The 12,593-nt window shown below is 46.9% G+C and carries 15 protein-coding genes; 8 read left to right on the forward strand and 7 right to left on the reverse strand.

Annotated features, from left to right (window positions below):
* The first annotated feature begins 201 nt into the window (after positions 1-201).
* The gene (locus GCU48_RS16825) at positions 202-441 is read left to right on the forward strand and encodes a hypothetical protein (RefSeq protein ID WP_152380786.1); all 240 of its coding nucleotides are present in this window, start codon (positions 202-204) and stop codon (positions 439-441) included.
* Between the two features lie 59 nt (positions 442-500).
* Positions 501-680 (forward strand): H-type small acid-soluble spore protein, encoded by a 180-nt coding sequence (locus GCU48_RS16830; protein WP_152380787.1) that lies wholly within the window; start codon positions 501-503, stop codon positions 678-680.
* A gap of 405 nt (positions 681-1,085) precedes the next feature.
* On the opposite strand, the gene GCU48_RS16835 is transcribed toward GCU48_RS16830, so the two are convergent.
* The 4 genes from GCU48_RS16835 to GCU48_RS16850 are packed head-to-tail and all read right to left on the reverse strand — an operon-like array spanning position 1,086 to position 4,422.
* The gene (locus tag GCU48_RS16835) at positions 1,086-1,742 is read right to left on the reverse strand and encodes a 3-oxoacid CoA-transferase subunit B (RefSeq protein ID WP_025717335.1); all 657 of its coding nucleotides are present in this window, start codon (positions 1,740-1,742) and stop codon (positions 1,086-1,088) included.
* Positions 1,739-2,404: a CoA transferase subunit A gene (locus GCU48_RS16840; RefSeq protein ID WP_152380788.1), complete on the reverse strand. Its 666-nt coding sequence runs from the start codon at positions 2,402-2,404 to the stop codon at positions 1,739-1,741. The genes GCU48_RS16835 and GCU48_RS16840 overlap by 4 nt, the downstream gene beginning before the upstream one ends.
* Before the next feature lie 38 nt (positions 2,405-2,442).
* Entirely contained in the window at positions 2,443-3,183 is a 741-nt protein-coding gene (locus GCU48_RS16845; RefSeq protein ID WP_152380789.1) for an acetoacetate decarboxylase, read from the reverse strand.
* A 54-nt stretch (positions 3,184-3,237) separates the two neighbouring features.
* Positions 3,238-4,422 carry an acetyl-CoA C-acetyltransferase gene (locus tag GCU48_RS16850; protein ID WP_152380790.1) on the reverse strand — a complete coding sequence of 395 codons (1,185 nt, stop codon included), beginning with the start codon at positions 4,420-4,422 and terminating at the stop codon, positions 3,238-3,240.
* Positions 4,423-4,955: 533 nt separating this feature from the next.
* Between GCU48_RS16850 and GCU48_RS16855 the strand changes: the two genes are divergently transcribed.
* Complete coding sequence (locus GCU48_RS16855) at positions 4,956-5,573, forward strand: DJ-1/PfpI family protein (protein WP_244315735.1); 618 nt, start codon at positions 4,956-4,958, stop codon at positions 5,571-5,573.
* A 36-nt stretch (positions 5,574-5,609) separates the two neighbouring features.
* Here the strand turns inward: GCU48_RS16855 and GCU48_RS16860 are convergent, their stop codons facing one another.
* On the reverse strand, positions 5,610-5,909 hold the full coding sequence (locus GCU48_RS16860) for a hypothetical protein (RefSeq protein WP_152380791.1): 300 nt from the start codon (positions 5,907-5,909) through the stop codon (positions 5,610-5,612).
* A 194-nt stretch (positions 5,910-6,103) separates the two neighbouring features.
* On the opposite strand from GCU48_RS16860, the gene GCU48_RS16865 reads away from it, so the two are divergent.
* On the forward strand, positions 6,104-6,337 hold the full coding sequence (locus tag GCU48_RS16865) for a helix-turn-helix domain-containing protein (protein WP_049825134.1): 234 nt from the start codon (positions 6,104-6,106) through the stop codon (positions 6,335-6,337).
* A gap of 143 nt (positions 6,338-6,480) precedes the next feature.
* Here the strand turns inward: GCU48_RS16865 and GCU48_RS16870 are convergent, their stop codons facing one another.
* The gene (locus GCU48_RS16870; RefSeq protein WP_152380792.1) at positions 6,481-7,011 is read right to left on the reverse strand and encodes a cysteine hydrolase family protein; all 531 of its coding nucleotides are present in this window, start codon (positions 7,009-7,011) and stop codon (positions 6,481-6,483) included.
* A gap of 134 nt (positions 7,012-7,145) precedes the next feature.
* Between GCU48_RS16870 and tsaE the strand changes: the two genes are divergently transcribed.
* From tsaE to tsaD, 4 genes are read left to right on the forward strand one after another with little or no spacing between them, the layout of a single operon-like run.
* On the forward strand, positions 7,146-7,625 hold the full coding sequence (gene tsaE, locus GCU48_RS16875; RefSeq protein ID WP_152380793.1) for a tRNA (adenosine(37)-N6)-threonylcarbamoyltransferase complex ATPase subunit type 1 TsaE: 480 nt from the start codon (positions 7,146-7,148) through the stop codon (positions 7,623-7,625).
* Positions 7,626-7,628: 3 nt separating this feature from the next.
* Positions 7,629-8,465 (forward strand): tRNA (adenosine(37)-N6)-threonylcarbamoyltransferase complex dimerization subunit type 1 TsaB, encoded by an 837-nt coding sequence (gene tsaB, locus GCU48_RS16880; RefSeq protein WP_152380794.1) that lies wholly within the window; start codon positions 7,629-7,631, stop codon positions 8,463-8,465.
* 17 nt (positions 8,466-8,482) lie between these two features.
* A complete protein-coding gene (gene rimI / locus GCU48_RS16885; protein WP_152380795.1) occupies positions 8,483-8,998 on the forward strand; it encodes a ribosomal protein S18-alanine N-acetyltransferase in 516 nt (171 codons plus the stop codon).
* Positions 8,995-10,059: a tRNA (adenosine(37)-N6)-threonylcarbamoyltransferase complex transferase subunit TsaD gene (tsaD, locus tag GCU48_RS16890; protein WP_152380796.1), complete on the forward strand. Its 1,065-nt coding sequence runs from the start codon at positions 8,995-8,997 to the stop codon at positions 10,057-10,059. The genes rimI and tsaD overlap by 4 nt, the downstream gene beginning before the upstream one ends.
* A gap of 551 nt (positions 10,060-10,610) precedes the next feature.
* On the opposite strand, the gene GCU48_RS16895 is transcribed toward tsaD, so the two are convergent.
* Complete coding sequence (locus GCU48_RS16895) at positions 10,611-12,575, reverse strand: ABC-F family ATP-binding cassette domain-containing protein (RefSeq protein ID WP_152380797.1); 1,965 nt, start codon at positions 12,573-12,575, stop codon at positions 10,611-10,613.
* Positions 12,576-12,593 lie beyond the last annotated feature (18 nt).

Here is a 12,593-nt window from a genome sequence, read left to right on the forward strand (position 1 = left end):
CCTCCTTTTTTAATCCGTATTTAGCATCCTTCGATTTCCAACGCTCGGGGCAGTGAGCATATCATTTTTTCACTTAGTATGCTTCTGAGAAAGGAATGTATGAGGTGTAAATGAAGGCTGCGAATTGCTTTCGCTTGCGCATGGCTGCTGCTTTTTTGGTGCATAGTAAGGCATATCCGATTCAAAAGGAGGTACACATTTATGCCCGGAAAATCCTATCGTCGGAAGATCAGTCATCGTGTGGGTCAAAGTCATATCGCCTTTCGGGGGCCTGCCGGAGGTGAACAGGATGCGTTGCCGCCAGAGTTTGCCCTTTCCCACGGAATCCGGCCGCCTTTTCCCGTCGCTGTGGGTCATGTAGATTTGGAGGCTGTGGTTTCAACTTCGCCTTCTCATAGCATCCCTTCATTGGACGTTGAACGGATTATAGATGAGGACTAGGTCAGCTATAAATTTTTAAATTAATGCACATAAAACACAATCAGCAGGAGGAGAACAACATGAATGCAGAACGAGCAAAAGCGATTTACGATTCGCCCGATACTATTGCCGTACAATTGGATGGCAAACCGATCTGGATTGAGCATGTAGACGAAGCGAACGGTATGGCCACTGTACAGATAGGCAGCAGACCCACCAATACCCAAACCGTCAGTGTGGAACGTCTGAAAGAACAATAGGAGGATGGGAACCTCTATGTTCCAGATTATTATTACGATGAGAGCATGAAGCTGATGCTGCAAAAATACTCGGTCCTTACGTTTCTTTGTTTGGCATGAGCCCCCGTGCTATCAAAAAGCTTCTCCCTGACCGGGGAGCTTACTTCACCAGCCGTGTAGTAGGCTCCCCAATTTGTGAAAGGCTAATGCCCCTCCCACTCCAACAAAAAAAGGCTCGCAAATGCTCAGTGAGCAAATTAGCGAACCCTACTTGTAAAAATAAATGCGGTCACAAAGGACTTGAGCCTCCACCGACTTTATCTAGCTTACTACGTTAAGTAGCTAGACTCAAACCAGTCGCCAATTGATTTTCGCCGACAGGCAGTCCCCATCTCCGCTAAAGGGCTTGATCCGTTCCCATGACCTTCACACTGCAATGGCCTTCAAATGTGGTGAAACTATCAGTTCAGCCTCTGTTGCCATTTGAACGTCTTTCACTGACAAACCTGGAGCAATTTCCTTTAGCATCAGCCCTTTACCCGGGATAACATCAATGACAGCCTTCTCGGTTACTATCGTCTTTACAACATTTACAGCAGTCAGGGGTAGCTTGCACTGTTTAAGTATTTTCGGCGCCCCATTTTTGTTGACATGCTCCATGGCTACAATCACTCTCTTGGCTCCGACCACCAAATCCATGGCTCCCCCCATGCCCGGAACCTTTTTCCCTGGGATCATCCAGCTTGCAAGGTTGCCTTTCTCATCGACCTCCAGGGCGCCCAAAACCGTGATATCCACATGCCCTCCGCGGATGATGGAAAATGAAAGCGAACTGTCAAAAAAGCATGCTCCTTTCATAGTTGTAACGTAGTTTCCGCCTGAATCGATACAATCGAGTCTTTCTTTTCCCTGGGCCGCTTTGGGGCCTACACCGAGGATTCCGTTCTCAGCCTGCAGCATAATATGAATGTTGTCGGGGATATAGTCCACTACCATTGTAGGCATTCCAACACCAAGGTTGACAACTTCGCCATTTTTGAATTCCTGGGCTATTCTTCGAGCAATGAATTCTCTGTTATTCATGCGTTTTCACCCACCTTTACAATTGCGTCGACAAATATTCCGGGAACGTTGACATGATTGGGGTCAATTTCTCCCGTCTTTACGAATTCGTCTGTCTGAGCAACTACATACTCTGCCGCTGTAGCCATAACCATATTGAAATTGCGTGAAGAGCCGTTGATGACAAGATTTCCCGCTTCATCTGCCTTATGGGCTCTGATTAGCGCCACATCCGCTTTGAGCGGCAGTTCGAGCAAATATTCTCTTTCGTCAATTTTGATTTTCTTTTTCCCTTCCTCTACAATGGTGCCTACACCTACAGGTGTTAAAATACCGCCCAAACCGGCTCCTCCTGCGCGTATTTTTTCAGCGAGTGTGCCTTGCGGGAAGAGTTGAACCTCCGCTTCTTTCGTCATAAGGAGCCTGCCTGTTTCCGGATTGGAGCCGATATAGGATGCAAAAATCCGCTTTACTCTACCGCTTTTTACAAGATTATAGATAGATAATTCCGGTGTACCTGTGTCATTGGAAATAATCGTAAGATTGCTTGCGGAATTTGTGTCGACAAGCGCACGCACCAGCTCCTCCGGAAAGCCTCCTGCCAGAAAACCTCCGACCATCACCGTGTCCCCGTCTTTGACCTTCTTAACTGCTTCTTCAGCGGAGATTACTTTGTTATTCATGGTTCCGTCTCCTTATATATTTTTTAGGAAAGCAAGCTTTATTGGAGATAATCGTAGAGAACTCTTCCGTATGGAAGCGTTAAATCGGCAATAAAATGTTTTCCGCCAATATAAGCTTTAACCGGCAAATCTGCCACAGGAGCGTTGACATGGGGGATCAGGTTTAATCTGGCAGGCCCTGACCAGGCGCCCTTTACAGAAATGTTTTCGAGATTATACGCCACTAACTGAGCAATTTTTGGGGTACCATCAACATCAGGAATTAATTTTAAGTTAACTTGCGTTTTTGCAATGGCTTTAGCCGTTTCCTTTTCATCAAGAATGTTATATTTGAAAGGCATGGTTCCCATGGCCACCAGGACGTTATTATAATGCAATGTACCCGTCAGCGTCTCCGTCTCCTCAACGATCAGGCGAGGCTTCGCCCATTTTTTAGGAAAGCCCCAGATTTCACGTCCCCCAAGAATAGCAGGTGCGTTATCCAAATACATTTGGGCAACAAAATTACAGGGTTCTCCGTGAAAAGTACAGGGAATGACAATACCGCTTTCCTCATAGCTTCCTAAACCGGATGAATCGGGCATCTTGATCCATTCATAGGCAACCGTATTGCTTCCATCCGGCTGTAGAGGTTCCGGGACCGCATGTCTAATCGCAGCGGGATCGGATTCATAGGTAATGATAAAAAATTCCCGGTTGATGAAGCGGCATGGCGGGCGCCCATAACTGCCGCTGGCCGCAGGCATGGATTGGAGTGAAAGTACATCTTTTTGATTCATAGCGATCTCCCTTCCTTTTTAGAGATAATTCAAAAGTCATCTTGAACGCGCACTTTAAATAAGTGCATTTTCAACCAGCATCGCTATTCCCATTCCCGTTCCGATGCATAACGAGGCTATGCCGTAACGTGAAGATCTTCGCACCATTTCATGAACCAACGTAACCAATACCCTAGCTCCGCTTGCACCGACAGGATGCCCGATCGCGATCGCGCCGCCATTGACATTCACCTTCTCCGGACTGACCCCAAGCTCTTTCAATACAGCTAATGCTTGTGCGGCGAACGCTTCATTAATTTCAAAAAGATCAATTTCATCAATGGATATTCCCTGTTGCTTAAGAAGGGACGAAATCGCTTTTACCGGGCCCATTCCCATATATGCAGGGTCAACGCCAACAAGTGAATAACCCTTGATATATGCCAACGGCTTTAACGCATGTTCCTTACATTTGTCTTCCGACACTACAAGCATAGCTGCCGCGCCATCATTGATTCCCGAAGAATTTCCGGCGGTAACCGTTCCGTTCTCCTTAAACGCAGTTTTTAAATGAGAAAGTTTTTCTTTCGTTGTATTTCCTCTTATGTGTTCGTCTTCCGTGAAATAAATAGTTTCTTTTTTGTTTTTGATCATGACCGGAACAATCTGCTCTTCAAAAACCTTCTTGTTTTTTGCTTCGACAGCCTTTATCTGGCTTTCATAGGCAAACTCATCCTGCTCAAGTCTTGAAATACCATATTTCTCAGCAACATTTTCTGCGGTAATGCCCATATGGTAATGGTTGATCGGGCATGTAAGGCCGTCGGCCACCAGAGAGTCTACCAATTCACCGTTGCCAAGTTTGTAGCCGTTTCTTGCATTCCTTAGCAGATAGGGGGCGTTCGACATGCTCTCCATGCCTCCTGCCAGGACGATGTTGCTTTGTTCCGCCAATATTGAATTGTAGGCTAAACCGATGGCATGAAGTCCTGAACCGCAAACCGTATTTATCGTTGATTCGGGTACATCAATGGGGATACCGGCTTTTAGTGCCGCCTGTCTGGCAGGATTTTGGCCATTGCCCGCCTGAAGAACATTTCCCAAATAAACTTGATCAATTAAAGAAGGCTCTAATTTACTTTGCTGAAGGCATGCTGTCATCACAATTGCTCCCAGTTCAGGAGCGCTTAGGGGCGCAAGGGTTTTGTTAAAAGAGCCGACCGCTGTTCTCAACGGGCTTACCAAAGCTACTTTTTTCATAAAAACTCACATTCCTTTCGCTGTGTTCAAGACACAATACATCCATGACTGCACTTCAATTCGTAATTTCCGCTCTTAACCTACGAAACGCAGCGACTGCAAGATACATTTGCTTGCGGGCATATCATGGTGCCTAAGACGGTGAGTGTGACGGTTCGATCGCCTTCTTTCGCTGGAAATAAAATACAGTTTTATCATAGTTCCAATGCAGATTTTGCTCAATGTTCAAATTTTTACATATATCTATATACAGATGCTTATGAAGCCATATTCTTTAAAATAAATAGGCCATTCTAATGTTTTCTGTTAATTTCTTGGTTTTTCTGAGATTCATGACTGTTAATTGAATCTTATGTTAGAAATGAAAATTTAAATCAACCCGTGAAAAAGTTTTCTCCGCAAATGGCATTCAGCTCATCGCTGAGAAATAAAAAAACTTCCCTATGCAGATGCATAACCGACTTATAGCACCTAAAAAAGCGCCCGAAAAGACGCCTTTTATATTGTCTAATTCAGGAAACGGGGTGTATAGTATGATTAAATATTTGAAGGAAGTGAGCCGTATGGACTTTAACATATGCTTGTTCGATGATTTTGAAACACTAGATGTATTCGGACCCGTTGAGATTTTTGGCCGCCTACCAGAAGTTTATGACTTAAAATATTTCTCTATAGATGGGGGAATTGTTGAGAGCCGACAAAAAAACAAGATTGTCACAGAACCCATTGCACAAGTAAAACCCAATGGCATATTCATGATCCCAGGCGGACAGGGGACAAGAAGCTTAATCCATGACGATACATTTATGAAGCAGATCACAGAGATTGCGGAACAGTCCTATTTTTGTATAACTGTCTGTACAGGTTCAGCGCTGCTTGCCAAAACAGGCTTGTTAAAACACAGGCGCGCCACATCCAATAAATTAGCCTTTGATTGGGTCAAATCCATCGACACGGAAGTTGACTGGATTCCAAACGCAAGATGGGTAGTAGATGGAAAGTTCTATACTTCATCTGGTGTATCTGCTGGAATGGACATGTCCTTAGGTTTTATTTCTGACCAATTGGGTCTTGAAAAAGCTAGGCAGGTTGCCAATCAAATTGAATACATTTGGAATTCCAATAAAGATGATGACCCTTTTGCGAGATAGCGAAAAACTTGTGAACTGGATCAAATAGTGCTTTATTTACTGCTTTTTTATAAAATTAAGTTTGATGTCTCCACGATTGTCCATAAGGTCACACTGAATGTTTTCTGCCAGTTGGAGTCCGCCACTGTCACCGTCGACGAATAAGTGGGTATGTTCAGGATGGTCTACTTTGAGTGCATGACGAAGCCACAAACGCCCGTCCTCCATGTAAAAGAAATATTGTCCGTCGTAAATGATCCCCTCAAATATCTCATAATTATGAGATTGGTCATAAGGTCCAAATACCATCGCTGCCCGTTCTAGTACGAATGAATTCGTTTTTGGTTTTATAAACATATGTTGACCCCCTGTTAGATAGTTATTGTATTTTGAAACGGTAACATATTGCTAATAACGAAAGGTTTTGCTACGATGAACAGAAGATAAAAAGTAGTCAACATATCAATATGTCAACATTTTGTGCGTAAATGAATAATATCTAATACTGTTCTATATGTCAACATTCTGTGCTTATTTTTTGGAGGAATTTTATGAACCCTTTAAGAATACGTTGTCGCCTTGGTGATATTATGCGAGAGCGGGGACTGCAAAACAAAGATGTAGTGGATTTAACGGGGGTGAGTCGAAACACAATTACTTCTCTTGCAGGTAACGCAACCAAACGGATAGATTACGATACGCTAGGTGCATTGTGTCGGGGATTAGGTGTAACCCCGGGTGATCTTCTAGAGTACATGCCGAATGCCAAAGAAAATATTGAATAAACCTATGTAGAATCCATATACCTGGGTTAGAAATAGCATTGACGTTATAACGTCAGTGTTTTTTTATTCTTCGTTTTTTTTGCAAAGAAGCCGGCTTGCTTGAAGGCAATCGGCTTGGAATGTAGAGGTTTCACTTTAACAACTCATGAAAAATGTACATCCGCTGTCGCAAGCAAACGCACAAAACGATTACCGAGCATCGCATTGTGATGAGCTACAATTTGTTCACCGCTCAGCACCTTGCTATCAAATGTACTATGCGCATCCGATACGAGCACGTTGTTCTGGTATCCCAGACTATAGGCGCTTCGGCAAGTCGTGTCGAGGCAGAATTCAGTCTGCATCCCTGCGATTACGAGCTGATCGGCTCCCAATCTCTGGAGTACCTCGCCCAATTCGGTTTGATAAAAGCTGTCCCAGGACGATTTACGCACAATTCGTTCATGAGGAAGAGGACGCACCACGTCGGCGATGGCCCAGCCTGTACTGTTCTCCCGGAAATCCTCATCCGCTTCCTCAGTATGCTGCACAAAAATCACTGGTGTGCCTGCCGCTCTGGCTTTGGCCAAAAGCTGCTGTAAATGTGCTATAATTTCCTGCTCACGATATAGCTTCTCATCATACATGAACATAGCCTGCTGTACATCAATCATGAGTAAAACGGTTTGTCCCATTGAATTGATTCCCTCCTTGTGTGTCTTGCTTAACATACAATAGCATGTTTTCATGCCTTGCGGCGACATAAGGTGAACTATATAATAAAGGACAAGTTGGAACGGTCCGATCGGACGAAAGGTGATTAAGACATATGACAATTTCGCAGGAACAGTTTACGTTTCGTTCTGTCGCAGAGGCGCAGACCGGGGCTTTAGCTGGTTTTTTGGCTGCACAAGCCGTCCCCGGCACGGTGATCGTGCTGGACGGAGATCTGGGAGCAGGTAAAACGGCCTTTTCCAAAGCTTTTGCCAGCCATTTGGGTGTCCCAGGTATAGTAAACAGCCCGACTTTTACGCTAATCAAGGAGTATGAAGGCCGATTGCCCTTGTACCATATGGATGTGTATCGCATTACCCAGGATGAGGCAGAGGATCTTGGACTGGATGAATATTTTTATGGGACTGGAGTATGTCTGGTGGAATGGGGGAGTATTATACCCGATATATTGCCGAAGCAGCGGCTTCACATGTATATAGAGACGACAGATGTCGGTGAGCGCTTAATTCATCTCACCGGATATGGCGAGCCTTATGAACAATGGTGCCGCAGTTTGCGGGAGAATGGAGTTTGAACCATGCAAAGAGAGCATACAGATGTGAATGTAAAGCCGCGTGAGCGGTTTTTGGTGTTAGATACAGCGACAACCGTGATGGCAGCTGCCTTGATGAACGGAAGAGAGCTGCTGGGAGAAAGCAATGTGTATGGCGAACGAAATCACTCGGTGCATGTCATTACCGAGCTGGAACGTCTCCTGAGTGAAGAAGGACTGACACGCGATGACGTGGACGGTATTGCAGTCGGTATCGGGCCCGGTTCTTACACCGGCATTCGGATTGCGGTGACTGCTGCCAAAACCCTTGCTTGGGCCTGGGGCGTCCCGGTGACATCCATATCCACTTTGCACGCCTTGGCATGGGGAGGGTGGAATCGTGGTGTCGCAATACAGGAGCAAGAAGGGAAAAGTGAGTCGGTGAGTGAAAGTCCAGCCGGGGTGAAGGCAGCAGACTGGATTGTGCCTGTGCTGGATGCGCGCCGTGGACAGGTCTACACGGGGCTGTTCGCCGTAAATACAGTTAACGGCACTGACAGCCCGCAGCGGCTGGAACCGGATGCGATCCGGCTGATGTCCACTTGGACAGAGGACCTGCTGCAACGACTGGAGACATTGCCTTCTGAAGAGCGGCCAGCAGCTATTTGGTTAGTCGGTGAGACAGCGATTCACGCTGAATCAGCCGAGCGCCTGCGTGCATGGAGCGAGCTTCATATTGTACCGTATGAACTGGAAGGAAAATGGGTTGGCCGCCTTGGGGCGGATAAGCTGCTTCGTCAGGAACATGACGAGCTGCATACGCTGGTTCCGAATTATACCCAGCTGGCGGAGGCGGAAGCCAATCTGCTTCGTCAGCGCTAAAGAGAGCGGTGAACAACATGGCAAAGAACATGCAACGGGAAGAGAAGCTTGAGTTTCGCTTGATGCAGCTGGATGATATTCCCGATGTGCTGGAGATTGAGCATGAAGCGTTCACGCTGCCGTGGACGGAAGAAGCATTCCGCAATGAGCTGACGATGAATCATTTCGCCAAATATATGATTATGGAACTGAACGGAAAAGCCATTGGTTACGCGGGCATGTGGACGATTATGGATGAGGCCCATATTACGAATATTGCGGTTCGTGAGGCTTTTCGCGGGCGTAAGCTTGGTGACAAGCTATTGGATGAGCTGATGCAGACCGCCTCATATTTGGGGATGGAACGTATGACGCTGGAGGTGCGGGTAACGAATCGGATCGCTCAGGGCTTGTATGAGAAAAAAGGTTTTAAGCCCGCAGGTGTCCGCAAAGGCTATTATTCGGATAATAACGAGGATGCCGTGATCATGTGGGCGGATCTTCCCGCGCATAAGGCATCCGATGAACAGGAAGGAAGCGTGCAGGAGCAATGACGCAAGAGGAAAAAGCAGGTACAGGCACCGCCTCCGGTGAGCCTTGCTATATACTGGCCGTGGAAACGAGCTGTGATGAAACGGCTGTTTCCGTCGTGAAAAATGGTACAGAGGTACTTTCAAATCTCATTTCCAGTCAGATTGAAACACACAAAGCCTTTGGTGGTGTGGTGCCAGAGGTGGCATCGCGCAAGCATGTGGAGAGCATTACGTACATGCTGGACGAAGCCATGCAAGCATCTGGTATTACGCCCCGCGAGCTTTCGGCAGTTGCCGTGACACAAGGACCGGGACTGGTCGGCGCGTTGCTGGTTGGTATTGTCGCCGCCAAGAGCGCGGCCATGGCGTTCGGCAAGCCATTGATTGGGACGCATCATATTGCGGGACATATTTATGCCAATCAGCTGGAGCATGAGATCGTATATCCATGTATCGCACTTGTTGTGTCAGGAGGACATACGGAACTGGTGCTGATGGAGTCCGAAGGCCAGTTTCAACTCATTGGCCGGACGAGGGATGATGCAGTAGGGGAAGCTTATGACAAAGTAGCACGAGCCATTGGCTTTCCGTATCCCGGCGGTCCGCATGTGGATCGTGTGGCCCATGAATCGGAGGAAGTCGTCACTTTGCCGCGTGCATGGCTGGAGCCGGATTCTTATGATTTTAGCTTTAGCGGTTTGAAATCTGCGGTGCTGAATGTGATTAACCAGACGAAAATGCGCGGAGAAACCGTCCAAGCCGGAGCGATCGCAAGAGGCTTTCAAGAGTCGGTTGTAGAGGTGCTGGTGGAAAAAGCGATTCGTGCCATGCGTGAATACCGGGCGAAGCAGCTTCTGCTCTGCGGCGGTGTCGCTGCCAATCGTGGACTGCGTACAGCATTGCGTGAGCGCTGCGAGCGTGAAGGCATCGAGCTGCTTGTACCGTCCATGAAATATTGTACAGACAATGCAGCCATGATCGGTGCTGCGGCCTATGCCAAGTGGAAGCGCGGGGAATTCACCTCACTCGACATGAAGGCAGATCCAGGGCTGTCTCTGGAGGAATGGTCTGTCCAATCTTAATTGAACAAGAATGTGTAAGACACGGCACAGCTGAGGCTGTGTCTTTTTTGTTCCATCCTGGTTAATATAAAAACAACATAAATTCAAGTGGTCTAATTACAGGAGTTTTTAGCTGATCAATGGTAGCATCTTATTCTCCCGCAGTGTTCGTCATAAACGTACACGGTTTTTCATGATTCACCAAAAAAACTCAGAGATTTTAATACTCCTCGAACAATGATATGATTTGTCAAGTTGTGAACAAAGTTATCCACATATACCGTTGAAAATGTGGATAACAATGCTCAAAGCAAGCAGGCCAAGACTTTTTGGAGGTAGCAAGTCAGGGGATATTTCGCACCTCTGACTTTGGTGAAAACTGTGGATAATGTGGATAAAGAGGTGGATAAATTTGGTTTTCATGTGAAAATGGCTTTTTGGCAATAAAAAAATGGCCTAAAAGGCCATTTTTCAATCTCACTCATACACATAAGTTGTGGATATCTCTGTGTACAAAAAGAAGGAAGAGGCAAATGTGAAATTTCTAGGGCTGAGATTTTATGCAGTAGCTGTCAATCCTCTAACAGTTCTTCCCATGCCGCATAGGTTTGAGCCAATTCCTGTTTATGGTTGTCGAGTTGTGCCTGAATTTCCTGAAGCGCCTCGTAATCCTGATAAATCTCGGGTAGGGTCATTTGCTCCTCTAGCCCTAAAATTTGCTCCTCCAACGCTTTGATTTGGTTTTCCAGGGCTTCCAGCTTACGCTGACGGCTGCGTTCCTCGCTCTTGGCTTGTTTGTCTGCTGCATAGGTAGCTGCGCGTGATTTAGGTGTAGTCTCGTCTGTTACGGATGCAGAGGCAGCCGATGTTTTGCTGCGGGTGGCCTGACCTGCCTCCAGAGCTTCCTGTGCTATCTCCTCCAGTTCCTGTTTTTTGGCTACATAGTCATCATAATTCCCCAGGAAATGTTGTATCCCTTCAGGATGAAGCTCAATGACACGCTCCGCCATTTTATTCAGGAAATAACGGTCATGGGAAATGAATAGCAGCGTGCCGTCATAGTCCATCAAAGCAGCTTCCAGCACTTCCTTGCTGAACAGATCCAGATGGTTGGTAGGCTCATCGAGAATCAGTACATTGGCTTCGCGAAGCATCAGCTTGGCCAGAGATACACGGGCTTTTTCCCCACCACTTAGTGTAGATACCTTTTTTAGTACATCGTCACCGCTGAACAGGAAATTACCCAGTACCGTACGTATCCGTGCTTCCTCCATATGAGGGTACTCGCTCCACAGCTCCTCCAGTACGGTATTGGTCGGGTTCAGATTCGTTTGCTCTTGGTCATACAGGCCGATTTTAATTTTTGTGCCCCAGTGAATGGAGCCGGCAGCAGGCTTTAGCGATCCGGTCAGGCACTTGAGCAGCGTCGATTTTCCAATCCCGTTTGGACCAATCAGTGCCACCGTATCTCCACGTTTTAAGTCAAAGGATGCATGCTGGAATAAAGGCTTTTTACCTTCATACGCTACGGAGAGGTCGCGTACCTCCAACACTTCCTTACCCGACATAAAGGCTGTTTCAAAGGAAAAATGTGCTTTTTTCAAATCGCCCATAGGACGATCCATACGCTCCATTTTATCCAGCTGCTTGCGGCGGCTCTGGGCACGTTTGGTTGTGGAGGCTCGCACAATATTGCGTTGTATAAAGGCCTCCATACGGGCGATTTCCCCTTGTTGCTTTTCGTAATGCTTGAGATTTGTTTCGTACTCGGCAGCCTTCAACTCCATATAGCGACTGTAGTTGCCTGTATAGCGGGTGGAGCGGTGGCGCTCGATTTCAATGATAGTCGTTACCAGTCGATCCAAAAAATATCGGTCATGTGATACGACCAGCAAGGAGCCGGAGTAGCCGCGCAAATAGTCTTCCAGCCAGGTCAATGTCTGGATATCGAGATAGTTGGTCGGCTCATCAAGCATAAGCACGTCCGGGGCAAGCAGCAGAATGCGTGCCAGTGCGAGACGTGTTTTCTGTCCGCCGCTCAATGTAGCTACAGGCGTCTCCGGTGCAAATGAACCAAAGCCCATGCCATGCAGCACGCTGCGAATACGGGTCTCCATTTCATAGCCGCCATGATCCTTGAACCAGTCTGAGCGTCGTGCATAGCGTTCGAGCAGATCAGCATAGCGCTTTTCGTTCTGCGCATTGGCCGGGTCAGCGATTTCCTGCTCCATTTGCCGCAGCTCCTGCTCAGCTTCAATCAGCGGAGCGAATACCAGCATCATTTCTCCCCAGATAGATCGGTCGGAATTCAAGCCGCTGTTTTGTGCCAGATAACCGATGCTGGTCTCCTTTGCTTTGAAAATTTGCCCACTGTCATAGGATATTTCACCAGCAATGATTTTGAGCAGGGTCGATTTGCCTGCACCGTTCACACCTACCAGTCCAATGCGTTCACGTTCCAATATTTGAAGGTTAATCCCGTCCAGGACGGGTTCAATTCCATAGGATTTTGTAATTCCGGTTACTTGCAATAGCATCGCGTATCGTTCCTCCAT

The sequence above is a fragment of the Paenibacillus brasilensis genome (assembly GCF_009363115.1).
Taxonomy (GTDB): Bacteria; Bacillota; Bacilli; order Paenibacillales; family Paenibacillaceae; genus Paenibacillus; species Paenibacillus brasilensis.